The sequence below is a fragment of the Haladaptatus halobius genome (genome assembly GCF_020618475.1).
GTDB lineage: Archaea > Halobacteriota > Halobacteria > Halobacteriales > Haladaptataceae > Haladaptatus > Haladaptatus halobius.
Map to the genome: position 1 here is coordinate 985,482 of NZ_CP085335.1, position 20,578 is coordinate 1,006,059.

18 protein-coding genes and 2 pseudogenes are annotated in these 20,578 nt (G+C 61.4%); 8 read left to right on the forward strand and 12 right to left on the reverse strand.

All coding sequences use genetic code 11. From position 1 onward, the window contains the following. Positions 1–20: 20 nt before the first annotated feature. Positions 21–863 (forward strand): cytochrome c oxidase subunit 3, encoded by an 843-nt coding sequence (locus LIW51_RS05655; RefSeq protein ID WP_227376239.1) that lies wholly within the window; start codon positions 21–23, stop codon positions 861–863. A gap of 5 nt (positions 864–868) precedes the next feature. Here LIW51_RS05655 and LIW51_RS05660 read toward each other — a convergent pair whose 3' ends face one another. Then, a complete protein-coding gene (locus tag LIW51_RS05660) occupies positions 869–1,429 on the reverse strand; it encodes a hypothetical protein (RefSeq protein ID WP_227376240.1) in 561 nt (186 codons plus the stop codon). Then, positions 1,426–3,690, reverse strand: a complete 2,265-nt coding sequence (locus tag LIW51_RS05665; protein WP_368411772.1) for a DUF6789 family protein — start codon at positions 3,688–3,690, stop codon at positions 1,426–1,428. Before LIW51_RS05665 ends, LIW51_RS05660 begins: the two co-directional genes overlap by 4 nt. Positions 3,691–3,886: 196 nt before the next feature. On the opposite strand from LIW51_RS05665, the gene coxB reads away from it, so the two are divergent. Together coxB and LIW51_RS05675 are read left to right on the forward strand one after the other, a co-directional pair. Continuing rightward, positions 3,887–4,654: a cytochrome c oxidase subunit II gene (gene coxB / locus LIW51_RS05670; protein WP_227376749.1), complete on the forward strand. Its 768-nt coding sequence runs from the start codon at positions 3,887–3,889 to the stop codon at positions 4,652–4,654. Then, positions 4,582–4,791, forward strand: a complete 210-nt coding sequence (locus LIW51_RS05675) for a hypothetical protein (RefSeq protein ID WP_227376241.1) — start codon at positions 4,582–4,584, stop codon at positions 4,789–4,791. The genes coxB and LIW51_RS05675 overlap by 73 nt, the downstream gene beginning before the upstream one ends. A 40-nt stretch (positions 4,792–4,831) precedes the next feature. Here LIW51_RS05675 and LIW51_RS05680 read toward each other — a convergent pair whose 3' ends face one another. From LIW51_RS05680 to LIW51_RS05690, 3 genes are all read right to left on the reverse strand, one after another. Next, on the reverse strand, positions 4,832–5,209 hold the full coding sequence (locus LIW51_RS05680) for a hypothetical protein (RefSeq protein WP_227376242.1): 378 nt from the start codon (positions 5,207–5,209) through the stop codon (positions 4,832–4,834). 262 nt (positions 5,210–5,471) lie between these two features. Next, positions 5,472–6,182, reverse strand: a complete 711-nt coding sequence (locus LIW51_RS05685; protein WP_227376243.1) for a DUF2270 domain-containing protein — start codon at positions 6,180–6,182, stop codon at positions 5,472–5,474. A gap of 91 nt (positions 6,183–6,273) precedes the next feature. Beyond that, a complete protein-coding gene (locus LIW51_RS05690; RefSeq protein ID WP_227376244.1) occupies positions 6,274–7,857 on the reverse strand; it encodes a class I adenylate-forming enzyme family protein in 1,584 nt (527 codons plus the stop codon). Between the two features lie 202 nt (positions 7,858–8,059). Here LIW51_RS05690 and LIW51_RS05695 point away from each other — a divergent pair, with 202 nt between their 5' ends. Together LIW51_RS05695 and LIW51_RS05700 are read left to right on the forward strand one after the other, a co-directional pair. Further along, positions 8,060–9,190, forward strand: a complete 1,131-nt coding sequence (locus LIW51_RS05695; protein WP_227376245.1) for a GNAT family N-acetyltransferase — start codon at positions 8,060–8,062, stop codon at positions 9,188–9,190. Beyond that, the gene (locus tag LIW51_RS05700; RefSeq protein ID WP_227376246.1) at positions 9,154–9,795 is read left to right on the forward strand and encodes a hypothetical protein; all 642 of its coding nucleotides are present in this window, start codon (positions 9,154–9,156) and stop codon (positions 9,793–9,795) included. Before LIW51_RS05695 ends, LIW51_RS05700 begins: the two co-directional genes overlap by 37 nt. Here LIW51_RS05700 and LIW51_RS38435 read toward each other — a convergent pair. The 4 genes and pseudogenes from LIW51_RS38435 to LIW51_RS05720 form a co-directional block, all read right to left on the reverse strand. Beyond that, positions 9,792–13,470, reverse strand: a pseudogene (locus tag LIW51_RS38435) (glycoside hydrolase family 97 N-terminal domain-containing protein). The gene LIW51_RS05700 and the pseudogene LIW51_RS38435 sit on opposite strands and share 4 nt — an antisense overlap. An 866-nt stretch (positions 13,471–14,336) precedes the next feature. Beyond that, entirely contained in the window at positions 14,337–14,549 is a 213-nt protein-coding gene (locus LIW51_RS40385; protein ID WP_497007384.1) for a DUF7972 family membrane protein, read from the reverse strand. Between the two features lie 83 nt (positions 14,550–14,632). Continuing rightward, positions 14,633–15,139 (reverse strand): annotated as a pseudogene (locus tag LIW51_RS40390) (DUF7972 family membrane protein); the annotation flags it as partial. An 11-nt stretch (positions 15,140–15,150) separates the two neighbouring features. Then, positions 15,151–15,426: a DUF7972 family membrane protein gene (locus LIW51_RS05720; RefSeq protein ID WP_227376247.1), complete on the reverse strand. Its 276-nt coding sequence runs from the start codon at positions 15,424–15,426 to the stop codon at positions 15,151–15,153. Between the two features lie 642 nt (positions 15,427–16,068). Here LIW51_RS05720 and LIW51_RS05725 point away from each other — a divergent pair. Beyond that, complete coding sequence (locus LIW51_RS05725; protein WP_438267366.1) at positions 16,069–16,239, forward strand: acyl-CoA dehydrogenase family protein; 171 nt, start codon at positions 16,069–16,071, stop codon at positions 16,237–16,239. Positions 16,240–16,243: 4 nt separating this feature from the next. On the opposite strand, the gene LIW51_RS05730 is transcribed toward LIW51_RS05725, so the two are convergent. From LIW51_RS05730 to LIW51_RS05740, 3 genes are all read right to left on the reverse strand, one after another. After that, positions 16,244–16,750 carry a GNAT family N-acetyltransferase gene (locus LIW51_RS05730; protein WP_227376248.1) on the reverse strand — a complete coding sequence of 169 codons (507 nt, stop codon included), beginning with the start codon at positions 16,748–16,750 and terminating at the stop codon, positions 16,244–16,246. Positions 16,751–16,891: 141 nt separating this feature from the next. Then, complete coding sequence (locus tag LIW51_RS05735) at positions 16,892–17,575, reverse strand: TetR/AcrR family transcriptional regulator (protein WP_227376249.1); 684 nt, start codon at positions 17,573–17,575, stop codon at positions 16,892–16,894. Positions 17,576–17,649: 74 nt separating this feature from the next. Further along, positions 17,650–18,570, reverse strand: a complete 921-nt coding sequence (locus LIW51_RS05740) for a DMT family transporter (protein WP_227376250.1) — start codon at positions 18,568–18,570, stop codon at positions 17,650–17,652. A 353-nt stretch (positions 18,571–18,923) separates the two neighbouring features. Here LIW51_RS05740 and LIW51_RS05745 point away from each other — a divergent pair, with 353 nt between their 5' ends. Continuing rightward, a complete protein-coding gene (locus LIW51_RS05745) occupies positions 18,924–19,226 on the forward strand; it encodes a hypothetical protein (protein ID WP_227376251.1) in 303 nt (100 codons plus the stop codon). A gap of 70 nt (positions 19,227–19,296) precedes the next feature. After that, positions 19,297–20,574, forward strand: coding sequence for a site-specific integrase (locus LIW51_RS05750; protein WP_227376252.1), 1,278 nt, complete (start codon positions 19,297–19,299; stop codon positions 20,572–20,574). Positions 20,575–20,578 lie beyond the last annotated feature (4 nt).

Sequence of the window (20,578 nt, forward strand, 5' to 3'; positions counted from 1 at the left end):
GGACTGTCTCTATCGGTACCATGTCCGACTCGGCGACCGGCGCCGACCGCGCCGCGGATCAGCGACGACGGGAGTCGAGCCATCACGAGCGGAGTCGCTGGCCCTTTGTCGCCGCGGTCGGCGCCGGAACGCTGTACGGCGGCGGCGCACTCGCGCTCTTGGGTCGGGCGACCGACGTGTTCCCCACGGTTCTCGGTATCGCCATCGCGGTCGTCGGGTTCGGGGTGTTCGTCGCGGGACTCGCTGGGTGGCTCGATTCGGCCTACGTTCGAGGGTATTGGCGCGAGCGAGCGGACGCCCGGAAACGACGGTCGTATCGGGCGACGATGGTGTTGTTCCTGCTCACCGATTTGGCGACGTTCGGCGCGGGATTCGCGTACTACTTCTTCATCCGCGTCGGCGGGTGGCCGCCGGGCGACCTCCCGCACCTCTTGAGTTCGCTCGTCCTCGTCAACACGCTCATCCTCGTGCTCAGCAGTTTCACGCTCCACTTCGCGCACGGCGCGCTGGAAGACGAGCGCCGGGGGCGGTTTCTCGCGCTCCTCGGACTCACGGTGGCGCTCGGCGTCGCGTTCGTCGCGGGGCAGGTCGTCGAGTACTACGAATTCGTCGTGGGGGACGGGTTCACCTTGTCGACCGGAATCTTCGGAAGCGCCTTCTTCGGTCTGACCGGTCTGCACGGCCTCCACGTCACGCTCGGCGTGGTGTTGCTCGGTATCGTCCTCGGACGTGCGCTGCGCGGGCAGTACGACGCCGAGCGGGACACCTCGGTCACCACCGTCTCGATGTACTGGCACTTCGTGGACGCCGTCTGGCTCTTCCTCGTCGTCGTGCTGTATGCCGGGGCGGCAATCGCCGGGTAGGTCGTTCACCGTGGCGGCCGCCGCGTTCGCTCCTCCCGTTCGAGCACCATCCGGTAGAGCGGCGGCGTGAGGATGCCCAGAACGCCGAGAAGTATCGACACCACGCCGAGCGGGAAGAGCAAGGGATCGACGGAGAGACACGAGTTCGTCGAGGCGACGGTCGCGTAGCGCACCGTCCCGCCGTCCGAGACGAGGATGCCGCGGCGGAACGCCCGGCGGTGGACGAAGCGCCCCCGAACCTCGGCCTCCCCTCGCGTGCTTCGAACCGCCTCCTCGAACGCGCGCCGTTCCGCCGGGGCCAGTTCGGAAACGTCGAAGCGGCGCAGCGTCGGCCCGGCCTGCGGGTTCGTGTACTGCTCCGACTGGCCGGGCGGATAGACGACGATGGTCGACTCCCCACACAGCCCCAGTTCCGCCTGCACCGCGGCGTAGCCGCCGAGGATGCCGCCGGCGATGCCGACCGCGACGAGGAGCGTCCCGAGGAACGGCGCGCCGTAGATCAGCAGCGTCGAAGCGGTCGGTCGGTCGTCCCGAATCGGTTCGGAAGAACGCTCGTCACCGCTCATCGTTCGACCCGCCAGCGCGCCCCGACGTACTCGAACGTGACAGACAGGCCGACCCCGTAGAACCAGTGGGCGATGAGGACGAACACGAGGTAGCCGAGGAGCTGGAGCCCGGTCTGGCCGGTGTAGAACGCCAGCCCGAATCCGACCGAGATTATCGTCGCGTACGCGATGCCCGTGACGATCCGCGGGCGGCCCGGGAGGAACTCCGCCAGCGTGGCGAACAGGAGCGCCCACGTCGTCATCCCGCCGACGAGAAAGAGGAGGTAGCCGAGGGTGACGCCCCGCATCCCGACGAGTTCCGCGAGTTCGGAGAACGACGAGAGGTCGAACACCCCCAGAATCGTCGCCGTGAACAGGACGCCCGACATGAGCATGGTTCCGACTAATCCGCCGGTCGCGGCGGCGGCGGCGATGCGCGGTATCGTTGTAAGAAGCGGTTCCACGCTCCGGAGGATGGTCGGACTCCCCTCACCGGGGACGGTCGTCGAGGACGGGCGCGTCACCTCGGGTTCCGTCGGTTCGATGTCGTACCGCTCCTCCAGTCGCCGCTCGAACCACTGCCACTCGCGGGTGAACTGCCGGGTGCGCTTCAGCCCCCACACGTCCGCGGTTCGTACCGGTTCCCCGCTCCAGTACGACCAGAGCATGTTGTACAGCCAGAGGAGGACGCTGAGACCAATGAGGAACGCGCCGACGGTCGCAACCCGCTGGGGCGGTGCGAACTCGGGCGGATAGACGGCGTACCGCCGCGGCAGGTGCAGCAAGCCCATGGCGATGAGCGTCCCGAACGTCACAACCGACCCGAAGACGAGCAGCACCGACTGGAACAGCGCGAGCTGGCGGTCGTACATCCGCCCCGTCAGGATGGGGTACCAGAAGTAGCTGGCCGCGACCATCGTGTACGGGATGATGCCCATGACGATCATGTGGAAGTGGCCGACGACGTAGTACGTCCCGTGGTAGACGATGTCGATGGGAATCGTGGCGAGGAACACGCCCGTCACGCCGCCGACGACGAACGTCCCGATGCTGGCGATGCACAGCACCATCGGCGCGGTCAGCCGGACGCTCCCCGACCAGATGGTCGTTATCCAGTTGAACGTCTTGATCGCGCTCGGCACCGCGATGGCGATGGAGACGGCCATGAAGCTCGCCCGCAGACGCGGGTCGAGGCCGGTGACGAACATGTGGTGGGCCCAGACGCCGAAGGAGAGCACGCCGATGGCCAGCGTCGAGTAGACGATGTACTTGAACCCGAACAGCTTCCGCCCCACGAATTTCGGGAGGATGAAACTCATCAATCCCGTGGCGGGCAGGAAGATGATGTACACCTCGGGGTGGCCGAAGAACCAGAAGAGGTGTTGCCAGAGGATGGGGTCGCCACCTACCGGAGCGTAGAACATCGTGCCGAAGTTGCGGTCGAGAAGAAGCATGATGAGCGCGCTTCCAAGGAGCGGGAACGCGAAGAGGACGAGACCGCTCGTCGTGAGGATTGTCCACGAGAAGATGTCGAGGTTCGACCAGTCGACGTTCGGTCCGCGTTCGTAGAGTATCGTTGCGATGAAGTTGATGGCGCCGATGGTCGTGGCGATGCCGGAGAGATGCAGGCCCAGAAGGAGGAAATCTATCTGCGGGTTCACCGTCTGCACCGAGAGCGGCGTGTACAGCGTCCAGCCGAGTTCGGGGTCGTGGAGCGTCCAGAAGAATCGACGGACGTCGCCGTGAAACCCGAGCAGGCCGAGTATCTGCCCGAGTATCTGGGCGGGGAGGCCACCGCGGACGAGGAAGAGCGAGGGAGGGAGGAGCCAGAAGCCGATGGCGTTCAGCCGCGGGAACGCCATGTCGTCGGCCTCGAGCAGCAGCGGGACGAAGTAGTTCGCGATGCCGAAGAACACCGGCGTCACGAAGAAAAAGAGCATCATGAGACCGTGGGCGGTGAAGAGGGCGTTGTAGGTTTCGGCCGACCAGATGTCGGCGGAGGGGGTGAGGAGTTCGGTTCGCATCATCATGGCGTCGGTGCCGCCCCAGAGCGCCGCGAAGGTGCCGAAGACGATGTACAGTATCCCGACCTCCCGGTGGTCGGTCGTCGTCGTCCAGCGAGCTACCGACTCCCTGAGCGTCCCGATATCGACGCCGAACTCGCGCCGCGACCGATACCCGCCGTCCGGTTCCGCGCCGTTCCGGCGGGACAGCCACGCGACGAACCAACACCCCCCGAGCACCAACCCGAGAGCGACCAGTTCGACCACCGGTCGGTTCACCGTCGAAGTCCCCCGTTGCGTCCGCTCGCTCCCCACCCCGCAGACATGCGTGTTCCGTGTCGGCACCGATTACGATAAATCCGGAGGCCGATTCGGGATGGTCGATTCGAGCGAAGCGATTCGACGAGCGGTATCCGAGCTGATATCTCACTCCGCCCGCGATAGCTATATTGACCCGACCGTTGACTCGGGAACGATGCGACTTCGTCGCGCGGGGGTGTTCGCCTGCCTTTTGGCTGCGGTCGGAATCGTCGCCGTCGCTCCAGCGGCGGCCCAATCGGTCAACAAACGGCTCATCGAGCAGTTGAACTATCAACTGCTCTACGTGGCGATTCCGCTGACGCTCTTCGTTGAGGTCATCCTCATCTACGCGGTCGTCCGGTTCAGGGACAACGACGACCCGCTTCCGACGGCGGAAGACCCGCCCCTCGAAATCACGTGGACCATCGCCACCGCCATCATCCTCCTGTTCGTCGGTCTCGCGGCGTACACGGTGCTCGCCAGCCCGTACATCACGCCGGAGCAGCCGACCGATTCGTCCCAGTCCGCCGGTAACGCCAACTCGTCCGATGCGGTGACGGTTCGCGGCCTCGCCTACCAGTGGGGGTGGCAGTTTAGCTATCCCGGCACTAACACGACGACGCAGAACGAACTCGTCATCCCTGCGAACACCGACATCTATGTCCGGATGACCTCGGCGGACGTCATCCACTCATTGTTCGTCCCGAAACTCGGCGTCAAGCAGGACGTGTTCCCGCGTCGAACGACGGTCATCCACACGCGCGTCTTCGAACCCGGAGCGTACCGCGGCTACTGCACGGAGTTCTGCGGCTCGGGACACGCGCGGATGCGAACGACCGTCAGGGTGCTGCCGGAAGACGAGTATCGGCGGTGGCTTCGAGGGAACGCGAGCGCGGGGAACGGAACCGCGACGAACGCGACCGCCGCGAACGCACCGTCGTAACGAACGATGTCGGTTCGCCCGTCCCGGTCGCTTCGTCCGCCCAGGTCGGTCTTCTGCCCGAGTCGTTTCACCGGAAAGTCGCGTCTTCCGTGTCGTTCCGCGGCGGGTCGCTCCGCTGGCGAGTCGACGGTCGATAAAAATCGGTCGAAACGAGGAACGGGAACCAGGAACCGGCGGTTAGCTACTGCCGGAGAGCTGGACGTCGTCCACGGTCACACCGACGTCTTGGACGGTGATATCGATGCGGCAGATCTCGTACGTCTCGCCGTTTATCGATACCGTCAGTCCGTCGATGGTCGTCTGCGACTCCTCGACGGTGTACGTCTGGTCTTGGATGGTGGTGTTCGGGAGTCCCGGCCCTTTGAGCTGGGTATCTTCGATGGTTATCGTCGCGTCGCTGATGGTAATCTCTTGACTGCCGATCTCGTGGACGCCATCGTCGGAGGACTGCCCGTCCGCGAGAGCGACGGTCGTACCGCCGCCGATGAGCAGCACACTTACGAGGAGGGTCGCCACGAGTTTTCGGGATAGTGGTCGCATGGTACGGTCGTCCATTTGGAGGCCAAGGGAAAAAACGGGGGTGATGGTTGGGAGGCGTTCTACTCGATTGAAGGAAGTTCATTTCGTCCAAATTTGAGATGAACAATCGCTCTAAAATCGTTGGAATCGTTCATCGAGATTCTGATGTGGTTTTCGAAGCGGCGAAAATAACCCGTCGTTCGGCGTATCGGTAGAACCGTGCACGATCGCCTAGGCGAACCCAAACGCGGGCTAAGCGAAGCCTGTCGTTCACCGTCGAGGCTTCCGCGCCGTCTCGCTACTCCACGTCCTTCCAATCTCCTGGCTCCTCGCCGTAGAACTCCCCCTTGGCCTCCCGCTCCTGCGGCCAGAACGTGAGTACCGTCACGACGAGATAGAAGACGCCGACGGCGGCGACGACGATTTCGCCCGAAACGCCCGGCACGGACGCCGTATTGTTCCACGTCTCGTTCGGAACGAACACGGTTATCCGGAACAGCCACGCCACCCCGAGCAGCACGAACAGCAGGAAGTAGACGCGCTTGAGTCGCCGGGAGAGCGCTTCTCGATACGAGACCTTGAGCATCGGCCTCCGGAGGTCGTCGCCCAGTTCTGTCCGCCAATCGTCCATGGGCGCACCGACTGGGTCGAGCACGTTCGCGTACACGTTCTCCTCGATGAGTCGGACGCGGGCGCGGACGGCGTCGTACGCTCGGTACCGGCGGACGTCGAACAGCACGAACATCGAGATGGCGACCATCCCGATGAGCAGGAGGTACGGGGACGAATCCGCGCTCTCGAACGCCAGCGCGAGAACTGCGGTGACAACGGCGATGGCCCAATCGACCGTGAGGTCGAGCCTGTCGAGGAACTTCCCCGCCTGCGACACCTCCCCGCGATAGAAGTGGGGCATCATGGAGAGAAACTCCTCGTGGTCGTACGCGGCTCTTTCGGCGACCTCCCGCGCCTCTGCGTCCGTCGGGTCGAAGTCTCTCGTGTCGTCCGTCATCGAAGACCGTAGTCGTCCAATGGGGATAACATCACGTCTCGGTTACAGTTCTCGGCAGCCCGTAGCAAACGAAAATCCGGCGGCTGGGTCGTCAGTCGTCGGCCTGCCCCCCGAGTTCGAACCGCTGTACCTTCCCGCTCGTCGTTCGCGGAAGCGTCCGCACGAACTCGATCTCGCGGGGGTGTTTGTACGCCGCCATCGTCTCAAGACAGTGTTCTCGAAGTCGGTCGGCGTCCGGGGACGACCCCGCCGTCGGGACGACGTAGGCTTTCACCGTCTCGCCCCGGCGGTCGTCCGGGACGCCGATCACAGCGGCGTCCGCGACGTCGGGGTGGTGGTGAAGCACCTCCTCGACCTCTCGGGGGTAGACGTTGTACCCCGCGGTGAGGATGAGGTCGGACTTGCGCCCGAGCACTTCGTAGTAGTTGTCGTCGTCCCGGCGGACCACGTCGCCCGTCCGGAAGTAGCCGTCGTCGGTGAACGCCGCGGCGGTCTCGTCCGGTCGGTCGTGATAGCCCGCCATGACGTGCGGGCCGCGCACGAGGAGTTCGCCCGCTTCGCCGGTCGGAACTTCGTTCCCGTCGTCGACGACCTTGCAGTCGGTCGCGCGGAACGGCTGGCCGATGGTACCGCGACGCGGGCCGAAAGTGGCGTTGATTCCGGCGTGGGTTCCCCCGCCGGTCTCGGTCAGGCCGTACGCCTCGAACAGTTCGACGCCCGCGCCCGCCTCGAATCGCTCCTGCACCGCGGTCGGCATCGTCGTGCCGCCCTCCATCGATTCCTGCAGACTCGACAGGTCGTACTCGCCGAACGAGTCGTGTTCGATGATATCGACGTACATCGCGGCGACGGCCCCGAACTTCGTGATGCGCTTCGACTCGATGGTCGCCATCGCGTCCTCCGGATTCCAGGATTCGGGGTCGCGGAGGTGGACGGTCGCACCGCGAACGAGGGGTTGCCACGTCCGGTTGACGAACCCGGCGATGTGCGATAGCGGGAGCACCGACAGGAACCGCTCTTCCTCGGCGTCGAGGGCGGTTCGCTCGAAGCCGACGAACGACTGCGCCCGGAGGTTTCGGTGGGTGAGCAGGACGCCCTTCGGCTCCCCCGTCGTGCCGCTGGTGTAGGGCTGCATCGCGACGTCGTCGTCCAACCGGTCGGCGACGAAAGGGTCGTCGTCCACCGCCTCGAACGGGACGAACCGCCCGGCGTCGTCACCGTCGTCGCGCCCGCGCCACTCGTCCCAATCATCGCCACACCCGATGATGATCGGATCGGCGTCGATGCCGTCCACCGCAGCCTCGGCCGTCCCTCGAAGGGAGTCGTCGGTCACGATGGCTGCGACGTCGGCGTCGTCGAATCGGTAGGCGGCTTCCCGGGTTCGGTACTGCGGATTCATCGGGATGAACGGCGTACCCGCCTTGAGCGCGCCGAGCGCGGCGACGACGAACGCGGGGCAGTTGGGGAGGAAGAGAGCGATACGGTCGTCGGGTTTCAGGGAGAGCGCACGGAGACCTCCGGCGAACCGTGCGGAGCGGTCGCGGAGTTCGCCGTGCGTGTACGTCTCCTCGTCCATTTCAAGCGCGAGCTTTCGGAAATGCGTCTCCGCGGTTTCGTCGTACAGTCGTGCGACGTTCCCCGTGCGTGCCGCGGCTGAAAACGCGTCGGCCTCCATGCGGACATCGGCGTGACCGGTCGGGAAAAGTGTGACAAACCGTTCATCGAGGACAGAGTCGGACTATCCGGTTAACACGAGTCTTCGCGGACGATAGGCGTGACGTACCCGTCGCTCGTCGGTTCGCAGGGGCGATATCCGCACCGCCTACGCGCGCGAACGACCATCGCGATTTACGTTTTCCGCGGGCGTCCGTCCGGCGATGGCCGACAGAACTGGGGAGTACGGGACGTCGTCCGCGGGCGATCCGTATCGGGTTCGGCAGTACGAGCCCGGCGACCGGCGCGGCGTACTGGCGCTGTATGAGACGGTGTTCGGCGACCGTCGCGGTCGCGGCGACTGGTTCGACTGGAAGTTCGTCGAGAATCCGTATCGGGTGCGGGTGCCGATCTGCGTCGCGGAGCGCGACGGGCGGATCGTCGGCGCTCGCCCGAGCCTTCCGCTGCCGCTGTCCGTCGGCGGCCGACGGGAGATCGCGCTCGTGCAGGTCGATCCGATGGTGCATCCCGACCATCGCAGACGGGGGTTGTTCACCCGGATGGCCGAACACGTCTACGACTACTACGGCCCGCGAGAGCCGTCCGTCGTCGTCGGCTTTCCGAACGAAGCCGTGAAAGCCGGACTCGAAAAGATGGCCGAGAAGCTCGCGCTCGACGACGGCATCATGGCGGCGTTCACCGAGTTCTACCGCGTGCAGAACCCCGCGGCGTTGTCGAACGCGCCGCTGGCGGGCGCGGCGTCGCCGGGCCTCCGAACCTACCTCGCGGCCCGCGACCGAACGACGCCGAGGGCGCCCGACGGGGAACTCGACCGCTACGTCGGCGTCCCGCAGACGCGCCTCGCGGAGATAGCGGCCGGCCAGCCCACCCCCCGCGTTCACGCGGTGCGCGACGAGCAGTTCTTCGGGTGGCGCTACGACAATCCGCGGTACGACTACGCGACCTACGTCTTTCGAGGAGAGGGCGGCCCGGTCGCCATCGTCGTCGGCGAGCAGGAGAACACGGACGAGCATATCGTTCACCTCTCGGACGTGCTCCCGGTCGCAGACGGGGAGACGCGGACGAGGGCGCTCTCCGCGATCCTCGGCGCGGTTCTCGAGGAGCATCGGGACGCCGACGTGGTCGCGGCGGCGGGGACGACGCTTCCGCGGTCGGTGCTCGCTCGGCACGGCTTCCTCGGCACCGACAGACTGCCAATGTCGCGGTTCGCGTCGGCGTACTGGTTCTCGGCCCGTCCGCTGGGTGGTTCGGGCGGCGAGTGGGTGGTGAACGGGCAAGCGTTGGCGGACGAGGAGAGTTGGAACTTGTCGTTCTGCGAGTTGGAAGTTGGGTGAGTCGTGAGGGTGGCCTTCGCCGAAATTTCGAAGGACGTTCGACCGCGTCCCGCGCCGACCGCGGTGACGACGAGGAGGAGCACCGACCGCGCGGTTTCGAGGAGGTGCCACGCCCACTCCCTCGGGCGGTGGAACGGCGAGAAGTTGTCCACTTTCTCGGACGTGTAGTGGTGGATTTCGAGGAACGTGGCTCGAATCCCCGCGACCGCCGCGTCCGGCGACCAGACGAGAACGAGGGGAAGATACGCCAGCACGCCCGTCACCGAACCGGCGACGAAGCCGCTCACCCACCGACCCAGCGAGGGCGCTTGTCGCCAACCGTCGTACAGCAGAACGGGAATCGCGAGGACGGAAAACTGCGAGAACAGAACCGCGATGGCCGCGAACACGCCTCGTCTGACCGCGCCGCGGCCGAGCGAGCGCTAGGGGCGTACCGTGCCGCCACAGTACGGGATGGCGAGCGTCTTACGACTCCATTCGACCGCCGGGGTAGTACGGCGATGGCGTCCAGTGAACGTAACCAAAGACGGCGCTGTATCCCCGCCCCACTCCACTCCTTTCAGTCGCTCCGTGGAGGACGAGACTTAGCGCCTGTATTCAGCTAATCGAGGGGCACGTACGGCAGCATCGCCAGCTCGTCGGCGGAGTAGTCGAGCGCCTCCGCCTGCGAGACGTCCTCGGGCGTGATCAGGTCGATGAGCAACGGCGCGTCGTCGACGGCACCGGCCGTGGCGCCATCGAACCTGTGACCTCTGGCCGCTTCTTGAACCGGGCGGAACGTCCCGTACTCTTCCGACCCCACGCCTGCGACGATCTCCAGATTCGCAGGATCGGTCCCGCTGAAGGCGTCGCGGTCGATGTCCAAGGTAACTGTTCCGGCGTCGAAGTCGACAGCGGGCCGTGGAGAGATGGTACTGCCGCTCTCGTCGGTCAGAGCCGAACCGCCCGCATCGACGGCACCCATGGTCCACCCGGTAATGTACAGGCGGTAGTGCCAGGGCCGCTCGAAGGAGACGTTCGCTCCGAGGTCGTCGAGGCTTTCGGTCGCGCCCCCGCTCGCGCTGGGGTCGCGCAGCCACAGCACGAACATGTGTGGCGAGAAGCGACCGCCCCATACGTCGTAGAGGGTCTTGACCTCGAACGTGAACCGGGCGAGACTGGGCGTCTGCGCGACGGTGACCGACGTCAGGTCGAACGCCCCGTCACGGTAGGCGTCGGCGGTCGGGTAGGTGTACTCGCCGGGACCGTAGTCGTCACCAAGCGGATCGTCGATGGTCGCGACGGTCTCGGGCGGGGTGACCGTCACGGTTTCGGTCGCCAGGGTCTCCTCATCGGTCGTCTGGACGGTTACTTCGTAGGTACCTGGTTCGTCGAGTGCGTAGGAGAGTTCGTCGGTCGCGTCCGATGTGTTGGGTGGGAACCGGACGTTCGAGATGCTGACGACCCTACCATCGACGACCAACTCGACCGTGGTTCCACCGATATAGTCGCCGTCGTTCGACCCCGTTGCCGTGATGAACGGCTCTCGGATGAACGTCTCGCTGTCGATCGTCACCTCGACGTCCTGCTCGGGCCGCTGGTACTCCGGCAGCTCGTGAATCTCTCGCCCGCGCGCCCGTCGGAGTCGGACTGCAGTGCCGCCGCTCCCGACCATCGAGGCCAACAGCGTCGTGCTCGGGGTTACGATCGCCTCGTCGATGCGGACCGGTTCGAGGTTCTCGTCGTAACTCGCGTCGATCCCGTCCGAGTAGATCTCGGCGACGTACTTCGGTCTGTTGCCGTTCCTGTGTTTCCGCCCCCGCTTGGACTGGGGGACTGAGGAACTCGAGATCGATGTCGAGGGCGCGACCGCCCTCGTCGGTCATCGCGCCGAGGTACCACGCGTCGTCCTTCTGCCGAGCTGTGACCACGTACTCGCCGATGGCCGAGTCGAGGACACGGGTGTCCTCCCAACCTCCGGCAGGGACGTCCTCGATGAACTTGAAGGCGTCGATGGTCGGGCCGCGAATCGGCGCGGTTTCCGGATCGGGCATCGGCTCGCCGGGTGCGGTGAGCGCGACCGAATCGAGGTTGAACCCGCCGGTGTCGTCATCGGCCAGCAGGACGCCCACGGTCTCGGTGTCAGCTTCGAGCGTCACGGTCGCCGAGACCGAGTTCCAGACGTCCCAGTAGTCGGTCGGCGGGAGCGTAATCTGGGCAACGGCCGATCCGTCGACCGTGACGGTCGCCGTCCGCGGTTCGTCGGCCGGGACGGCGTTGTTCTCTTCGTCGCTGGCGTACCGCAGGTGCAGGTCGTACTCGCCGGCCGCTGCGTCTTCGACCGTCCATGTGACCGTCGAGCCCGTACTGACGCTGTTAGGGTCCACCTCGAGATACCGCTCGCCCTGGGCGTTGGCCCAGCTCGAAGCCGCATTGAAACCGTCGTTGTCGCCGAACTCGGCTTGGGCGACCTCGCCAACGGAGACGGTCGATGGCCGATCGGCCAAGTAGGAGCTCGGCAAGCCGGCGACCATTTGGAGGCCGCTGAAGTAGTTCGGGTACATCGCTAGCTGCTTCGCTCGCGTCGTCTCGACGCCGCCCGACCCGGAGTCCATGTCGAAGATGCCGGGGGTGAACTCGACGGGACCACCGAGCATCCGCGTGAACGGGAATGTGACGTGATGAGATGGAGAAATCTTGCCGAAAGAGTCGTACTCCTATCCGTACACGCCCTCGCGGGTCATCAGGTTGGGATAGGACCGGCGTCGTCCCGTGGGGTGAATCGGCTCGTGCACTTCCAGCATCTGGTGGTTGGCTGCGGCCGTCCGAGCCACGAGATGATGGTGGTTGACGAGAACCTGATTGTGGTGGTTGTGCCCCTCGCCGGCGAGGTTACCATCGTCGTTGACGTACCCGGTCTTGATCGTGCGGATGCCGATGTCGTCGTACAGCGGGTAGGCCTCGTCGAGTTGGGACTCGTAGTTCCGGAAGCCGCCCGCGGTCTCGTTGTGCATCGTCATCTGGGTCGGCGGGTCGAGGCTCGGCCCGTAGCTCGTCACCTCCTGCAGATCGAAGTCCGGGTACGGTTCGGTGAAGTCGAACGCCCCGCCGCCACCGGCGGGGTAGCTCGACCAGCCCTTGTTCCATCCCTCGACGAGGACGCCCGGGATGTCGTGCTCGCTCGCGAAGTCCATGTACTGCTTCACGCGGCCGGTCTGGGCACCGTGATTACCGGTCTGCATCCCTCGGTACTCCCAATCGGCGCGGCCGGTGATCATCAGCCACCACACGCCGATGAACTTCTGTGGCTCGATCCAGTCGACGCCCTGCGGGAACTCCGCGGGGTCGTAATCCTCGTTCAAGTTGACGATCAGGTTCGACTCGACGAGATCGCCGGGGCGTTCGCCGAGCTGGATCGTCCGCCAGGGCGTCCGATGAGGTGCCGACGCCGACACTTTCGTCCCGTCGGGCAGCGGTGCCAGCGTCGACTCGAAGGTCGTTTCACCCGCCGACGTGGGTTCGACGGCCATCGCCGCGTAGTCGACGAGGTCTGCCTCGTGAACGCTCAGGTAGAGGTCGTCGTCGGCCTGCATCGTGATCGGCGTGTGCGCACCCCCGGAGAAGCTCTTGGATCCGATTTCGCTCAGCGGCGTCTCGTCGTACGCGTACTCGTAACTGTTGAAGTCGTTCGGAATCCACCAGGCAGTGTAGTCGTCCGCGAAGGCGAACTCGGTGCGCTCGGCGCTAACGACGAAGTCGCCGAAGCCGCCCTCCTCTGGGAAGACGTAACGGAATCCGACGCCGTCGTCGAACGCGCGGACCTCCACTGTGAGAGCACGTCCGTCCGCACCAGACTCGGCCAGGCCGAGGCGCAGCTCTTCGTAGCGCTCGCGGATTTCGTCGTACTGGTCCCAGACCGGCGTCCAGGTTTCGTCCGTCTCCGAGCGTTCGCTGCCGGTGACGGTGACCTCCTCGCCGAAGTCTGGTTGGTTCTGGAACTCGAAACCCACTCCCGCGTCGTCGACGACGGTCGTTCCGCGGTAGGCGACGCTGTAACTCGGCACGCCGTCCGCGACGTCCACCGACACCTCGACGGTGCCGTCTGGCGACGTGAGTCTCTGGGTGGTTCCGTCGTCACCTTCGGTCACTTGCGCACCAGTTTTGTCCCCGACGGTGAGCGAAAACGATGAAGCCGCAAAGAGCGACGTCAATCCACTGACGAATCGTCGGCGAGTCGTCGTAATAGATCCCTCTGTCGAGGCTCGATTTCTCCGCTCGGCCGTCTCCGTGCTGTTCACCATCTCCATCTCGTCCGCACCTTGGCGGTTGGGATCTCGTGACATAGGTTTCTACAAACAATCACTCATGTCCGAATAATATAACAATTAAGGGTAAGATAATTGTTAAAATATTTGTCTAAATTTAATATACTCCAAGAACTGTCAAATGATATTGCGAGCTGACTGCTGAGGATTCAAATCTACCCATGCAAAGCGAGTCCAGTATCCGACGGCGAGACAGTAGGCCAGAGCATTCTGACGTTTTCACCTACGCCTTTCAAGGAGTGATTAGTGATCCGATCGAACTCGACGGTACGAGGTAATCAAATCGAGGATTAAATCACCTTTGGGGCACGGTCCGCGGAGAAACGCGAGGAATCGATTGCCGATGCCCACGATAACTGCGCCTGGCCTACGCATCCCGCAGTAAAAGTGCCCTCCCGGCACGCCAGCGCCAAGGTGTACGGCCACCGTCACCAACGGAATCAATGCCCGTGACGTCGCGATTGACTTCAGTCATCCCCCTGGAATGCCAGCTACTATTGCACCACTCTCCGTCGCAGAAACCCTCCTTTCCGCGATACCTCGGATTAACACTGTCTATATCCCTACGTGTAGTGCTAATCGATGACGCCGAAAATAACCGTCACGAAGACTGCTTCACAGAGCGGTGATCGCGTATGTCGTGAATGAACATCGGTTAACCGCGTCAGTTGCCTGTGCTATCCACACATCGCTTCGATTTTCCATAGTTCCGCTCATTGCTCGAGAGAAATATCCGTTGAGAAGATTCTTCATCCGGTGGATTGGCGTTGTTGAAAACCCAGAAAGCAGGGATCGGCCTAGCGATTATTGTAGGATGGACAACCGATCACAGCTGACCTCCTTCACTCTGTCTCACGGTTATTGGCCGATCGGGCGGCAAACGACCCGATAAAGAGTGTCAATCGAGACATCGCCGCCAAGCGAAATACGTACGCGATCAGAAGAATGATTGGAGCAAGTGCGGCGGTTACCGCCCCGCTCACAAACAGCAATTGATGGTCGATTCCAAAAAACTGGCTGGGGAAGACTGTGGGCGCCGTATATTTGGGCGGCACAGTACGTCAGAATAATTGATGGTAACCCAGTGTAGAGAAGTCCTTCTGAAAGACCGATGTATTCTGAGTGGATGTAGTCTGTTTTAGATATTCACGGGCAACAGTGAAGAGTTCGAGGAGATTGTCCATCTCGTCGAACGCCTCGGCCTCAGTTGGGGAGAGCGTCTATTCGTGCATTTGCGGATGTCGCGTAGGGTTCGAACTTTCCCTGAGACTGCAAACCGTAAAGCTGCGGACGTCGCTTCAAATCGTCCGAAGCGGCTGTCCGCCAACAGCGCAGTCACGCTCGTCGCTTCGGTGATGACGGGCTCGGCAAACGTACTCGTTTCCTCACAGAGTGATTGATCTTCCGAGTCGGCGGTCACCTCACGAAGAAGCTCTGCTAGGTGGACGATCGCTTCCATGAGGACCTGAAGAAAGCGCGCCAGTGATGTGGGACTCGTTCACACCCCTATGTGATTTTCGATCTTCTCGCGCAACTCCATCGTTTGTTCGTAGCGGTCTTGTTGCTCGCCACCGGGCCCGAGCCCCGGTGATAAGACAAGCTGGTTAATCGAGAGGACGATTACCACGACCGAGACGATCGCTTTGAGAAGCTCGACTAGGACATCCCCGGCGAGATACCCTCTGTGAGAAACGACTGCACGGAAACCGGTCCAAACGAACCGACGAGGATGATTACGAGAAAAATTGCACTTAAGAGAACACCAGTGACGACCCAGCGGTTTGCATCGAGCTGAAACCATCGTTTTGCCCGAGTGAGTCGACGCCCAATTTGGTTCACCGGTGGTTTTCCGTACGTCGCATCGTCGATCATCTGTATTGGAACCGAATCGAGATCGCCGTCTTGTTCCTCTGATTCACTCCGGCGGGTCATTGTTTTTGATTCCAGTCTCTCTGCATCGTCATCCATGCCAATGACTGGTGCAGTTGATAATATCGTCTCACACCATACATTGTCTACACTAACTACCTGGTACGGATAATCACTTCCATTCTGCCGCTTTTGTTGAGAGTTGATTGCACAATTCCTTCTGTAATGTTCGTCAGAGAGCCAATGATGATTTTCCGTTCCGATTTCAGTGATAGCTACGTGAGAATCCCCACTTGTGAAGTGGCGTGTCCGATACGTGATGTCTTGTTCAAATGATTGAGCGAATCACGGTAGAGTTCTCTAGACGAGTTCAGAGACAGTACAGTGGAATCGCTGTACAATCTATGACTCCACCGCCACTAGTCAGTCCACAGACTCACTTCGACTAACAGTCGTCAATTCGATGGCAATGCCCTTCTGGAGAGGGAGGAGACACTGGATATTGAATGCCCGAACACGTTCACTGCACACGATGCGTTCGCGCCGTACTCGAGGCCGTATCCGATGGCGATACTGGTTCGAGTGTTCCTGATCGAGACGCTCAACGACTGGGACGACACCGCCCTCCACAACTACCTCCACGATTCGCTTACCCAGCGGCCAAGCTTACAGGTATGAACACAATCGGTTCCAAATCTGTACTCACTGTACTCTCACAACCGAGAGCAGTTCGACAAACCCATCGTGGAGATGCAGGCCATTCGCCACAAGTTCGCGGACATGGCGACACAAATCCACGCCGCACGCCTCCTCGTAGATCATCGCACGTGGCGTTCTGGAGTAGGTGTAGCAATCGTCATGACACACTTCGATTAAAAACTCAGAGAGTACGCTCCAGCTTTTGATACGTGAGTTCTGGTCCCCAATCCTGCCGCGTGACGTCCTCGACGAGTTTGAATCCGTGTTCTTCATACAACTGACGTGCTGCTTCGAGTCCCTCGTACGTCCATAGATACACACGGTCGAAACCGGTCGCGTCGCAGAACGCCATCCCTCGATTCATCAACTCACTACCGAGCCCCTGTCCGTGGAGTTCGGGTGACAGAATGACCCAGCGGAGGCGCGCGCCTTCCTCATCATCGGAATGGCCGCCATCGATGACGAGTGATCCCAGTATCTCTTGTTCGCCGTCGTCATCGGGATCGCTCATCACTAACCAGAGTCGATTGTCGGCCTCGTCGTACCGGTCGAGAAACTCCGCGAGTTCAACTGCTACTTCGCGGGAAAACTCGTAATCGAGGTTCCAATACTCGCTGTAATAGGTTTCGTGAAGTTCGATAATACGACCGAGTGCGCCGGGAACATATCCAGTTTGAATCTCAGGCATGGTATCCTCCGAAACGATGGGGCGTGGATGTAGCTGGTCCACCGTATCTAATTAACCAATTAATTAGAAATGTGTTAAAGGTTTCGCAAGCTTCTCGTCCTTGTTCGAAGAATCGATGGAAACTGTCGAGAGCAGGTGAATTCAGTCGTCCCGCACGGCGAGAAGATCGTCGAGGATTAGGTCGACGAGTGCGTCACGCACTGTGGAGGCGACGTCGCCGTGGGTGAGTGAGACGTGATAGGCACGCCCGCCAAGCATCGTCGCGAGGATGAGGGTCGCAACCTGTTCCGGGTCAATCTCGCGGAAGACCCCCTGCTCGATGCCTTCTTCGATCGTCGCGACCATCAGATCCCAGGCGTAGTCGTAATTGGCGGTGAACTGTTCGCGAAATTCCTCGTTCCGGCCAGCTTGCGCTCGCAGTTCCAACAGCGCCATACTGAGTTCCTCGCCGCCGAGCGGTGGACCGTCGCCCGCCCGTTCGATGAGTCGGTCTGGATTGTCGATCCCGACGAGGACGACGAGTAGGGCATCGACGAGCACGAGGAGCCGATCGCGTGGATCTTCGATCGCCTCGATTTCAAACTGTGCGGTGTATTCGTCGACGAGATTGTCCAGCAAGTATCCCAGGAACGCGGCGAGGAGGTTCTCTTTCGTGTCGTAATGGTAATGCAGGACAGCAGTCGTCATGTCAAATTCGTCGGCAATTTTCTGGATCGAGAGGTTAGCGTACCCGTGCTTGCAGAGCGCTCGGTGGGTAGCCTCCATAATCGCTGCCCGTGTCTCAGCGGACCCCGCTCGTTCTTGTCGGTCTTCTGGGGAACTCATTGATTTATTAATCGGTTAGTTAGCGCCATAAGCCCACCGACGCAAGGCGAACGGCGGTATCGACGACGTTCCATCTAAGAGAGCGCACATCGAAGTCGAGCTACCTCGTGTGTGAGGCTTCGATACTCGATGAGGAAGAATCCTGTCGCGATGACGATGAACCCGACGAGGGTCAGTAGTGACAATTGTTCTCCAAGAAGGAGCCACCCGAGGACTGCCGTGACGAGCGGGGAAACGTACGTGAGGAGATTTACTCGAACGGGACCCACAGATTCGAGGAGACTGAAATACGCGATGTAGCCGATAGGTGTTGCGATGACACCGTTGTACACGACCGCGAAGAGTGCAACCCGCGACCAAGAGGTAGCCGCTACTGGTTCCCCACGAGCGAGACTAAGCACGAGCATTGCGATCCCACCAACGAGCGTCGCCCATGCCGTGATAGCTAGCGAAGAGAGCGAGCCCTGGAGGTTACGGAGTGCGACACCACCGACGGCCAGCGATAGTGCAGCGAGAAAGAGGATTCCCATCCCGAGCATCGTAATTGAAAAAAGATTCGAGGGATTCGGATGCACGACGATACCGACACCAACGAGTCCGAGGATGACGCCGAACACACTTCGCCACGTGAGACGATTGCTCGGAAGAACGGCTGCGGCGAGGCCGACGGTGAGAATCGGGCTGAGACTGATGAGGATTGCCGCTGTTGCACTCGTCGTATACTGCTGTCCAATGAAGAGAAAGACGTTTGCGGCCCCAACCACGAGTCCACCACTGGCGAGAATCGTCAGATAGTCCGTATGCGACTGTGGACGAAGCGGCTCTGAGCGTAGCGCAATATACGGAAGAAGGAGGGCTGCGGCGATGAGAAATCTGAGCGACGCGAAGAACACTGGCGGAAGGTACGGCAGCCCTGCTTTATTTGCAACGTACATCGCGCCGGTGAGCATCGCCGCCGTAAAAAAGAGCCCAGCATCCCGATAGCGTAAATTCATACCTAGCGCTTCTAACTAACCAGTTAATTAGTTTGTGGGTGACCAACACTGTTCAATTTTGAAGGAATGCGGCCTCTCCGACCTCGTACTCTTTGCATTGAGCGGACCAGCCTCAACTACCGCAGACACTGTCGTATTTAGATTCCTTAATCTATAACCTGTTTATACGGTTAATGTCTCATACGTATCCGGCTGCTAAGTAGAACATCGTCTGAAGAATGGTTATGACGACCGATCTCGATTGTGTACTTGGACGATACTATGGTTGAAATTGAATCAATTCGATCGATCATCGAGCAAATAGCTCAGCGAACTTCGGTGAAGTCGGTTTACGGAGAGCCGATCGGAGTGGGGTGACAAAACTATCGTTCCCATCGCAAAAATTTGATACGGATTTGGCGGAGGATACGGCTCTAGTGATGAAGACGAAGGCGGAAAAGGTGGAGGGGCGGGGTGGCGTCTCGGCAACACCGGTCGGAGTACTTGAACCACAAAGGACAATACTCGGTTCGTTCGCTTTGAGTCGAGAAAAACGGCTTCTACTGGCGTTCATAACAGGGATTATCATCGCCCGTCTGGGGGATATCGCGCATAAAATGAGCTCAGGTGTTCCGATCGTGTTAAACCTACAAAAAGTGGCCGCAAGAATGATTTGAACCCTTTTTATGCAAGCCGGTGGAGGGCATTCAACCGAAACTTAACAATCCCACGTATGAATGGTAGGGTATGAGTACCCCTCGAACCGAGATCGACACACTCCGCTCGCGAATCGAACAGTGCGAGCGTGACATCGAGAGCGAGGTTGACCGTGAACTGTTGCTCGCGTTCAGCGACCGACTTGAATTGCTCCGCGAAGAATACAGCGACCATCGACACCTCAAGCTGCTCCGGCACTGTACTCGACTCGCCGAACACGCCGGGGAGTTGGACGCTGCGCTCACAGACAGAGACGCCGCTGAGGACGTCGTCCGCTGGATTCATCGGGAGTACGAGAATCAAGAGACGAACCGAGATTACCGTGTCGCGCTGCGTGTGTTCGGTCGTCACGTCGCCGATGAAGTGGGGGTAGACACCAACGAGGCTGGTATCCCCGAGGGCGTGGCGTGGGTGTCCTCGAAGACATCCCGAAATTACGACCCGACGCCCGACCCAGCCGACATGCTCGATTTGACGGAGGACGTCAAACCCATGATAGACGCGGCAAAGAACCCACGGGATGCTGCGCTCATTGCCGTCCAGTTCGAGGCTGGTCTCCGCGGTGGGGAATTGTACGACTTGACCGTCGGTGACGTTACTGACAGCGAGTACGGCTTTCGGCTCCGTGTTGACGGCAAAACTGGACAACGAAGCGTCTCGCTCGTCGCTGATTTCAGTATTCCGCGCCTCCAGCGATGGCTCTCCGACCATCCCGCCCGAGCGAACGGCAACGCGCCCCTGTGGTCGAAACTCAGTACGCCCGAACAATACTCCTATCAACGGTTTCTCCAGTGCTTCGTGGAATGTGCCGACCGAGCAGAGATCACTAAGCCTGTCACCCCAACGAACTTCCGCAAGTCGAATGCAACGTGGTTGGCAAAGCACCGCGACGCAAACGCTGCACTGATCGAAGATAGACAAGGGCGGACTCGAGGGAGTAAAGCCGTCGCTCGGTACATCGCACAGTTCGGCGAGGACACCGAGGCCCAATATGCCCGACTCCAGGGCAAAGAGATCGAAACCAACGAACCGGATGAACTTGCACCGGTTGAGTGCCCGCGTTGCGGGCGAGATGCCCCGCGAGACGAATCGTTCTGCATGTGGTGCAACCAAGCACTCGAACACGGTGCGCTCACCGAACTTCGGGAGAACGAACGCGAACAGCGTCGAGCGTTGCTTGCCTTCGCCAAAACTAACCCCGAGCTCCTCGACAAACTGGAAGATGTCGAGCCGCTCATCGAAGCGGTCGGTGGGGACGCCGAAATCCTCGATGCTGCACGCCGGTTCGCCGAGACCACGAACGATTGATGAC

What these genes read in the sequence shown, in the direction of transcription:
- LIW51_RS05655 (WP_227376239.1), top strand. Translation starts at nt 21, where the DNA reads ATGTCCGACTCGGCGACCGGCGCCGACCGCGCCGCGGATCAGCGACGA.
- LIW51_RS05660 (WP_227376240.1), bottom strand. Translation starts at nt 1,429, where the DNA reads ATGAGCGGTGACGAGCGTTCTTCCGAACCGATTCGGGACGACCGACCG.
- coxB (WP_227376749.1), top strand. Translation starts at nt 3,887, where the DNA reads ATGCGACTTCGTCGCGCGGGGGTGTTCGCCTGCCTTTTGGCTGCGGTC.
- LIW51_RS05680 (WP_227376242.1), bottom strand. Translation starts at nt 5,209, where the DNA reads ATGGACGACCGTACCATGCGACCACTATCCCGAAAACTCGTGGCGACC.
- LIW51_RS05685 (WP_227376243.1), bottom strand. Translation starts at nt 6,182, where the DNA reads ATGACGGACGACACGAGAGACTTCGACCCGACGGACGCAGAGGCGCGG.
- LIW51_RS05690 (WP_227376244.1), bottom strand. Translation starts at nt 7,857, where the DNA reads ATGGAGGCCGACGCGTTTTCAGCCGCGGCACGCACGGGGAACGTCGCA.
- LIW51_RS05695 (WP_227376245.1), top strand. Translation starts at nt 8,060, where the DNA reads ATGGCCGACAGAACTGGGGAGTACGGGACGTCGTCCGCGGGCGATCCG.
- LIW51_RS05720 (WP_227376247.1), bottom strand. Translation starts at nt 15,426, where the DNA reads ATGACCCGCCGGAGTGAATCAGAGGAACAAGACGGCGATCTCGATTCG.
- LIW51_RS05730 (WP_227376248.1), bottom strand. Translation starts at nt 16,750, where the DNA reads ATGCCTGAGATTCAAACTGGATATGTTCCCGGCGCACTCGGTCGTATT.
- LIW51_RS05735 (WP_227376249.1), bottom strand. Translation starts at nt 17,575, where the DNA reads ATGAGTTCCCCAGAAGACCGACAAGAACGAGCGGGGTCCGCTGAGACA.
- LIW51_RS05740 (WP_227376250.1), bottom strand. Translation starts at nt 18,570, where the DNA reads ATGAATTTACGCTATCGGGATGCTGGGCTCTTTTTTACGGCGGCGATG.
- LIW51_RS05750 (WP_227376252.1), top strand. Translation starts at nt 19,297, where the DNA reads ATGAGTACCCCTCGAACCGAGATCGACACACTCCGCTCGCGAATCGAA.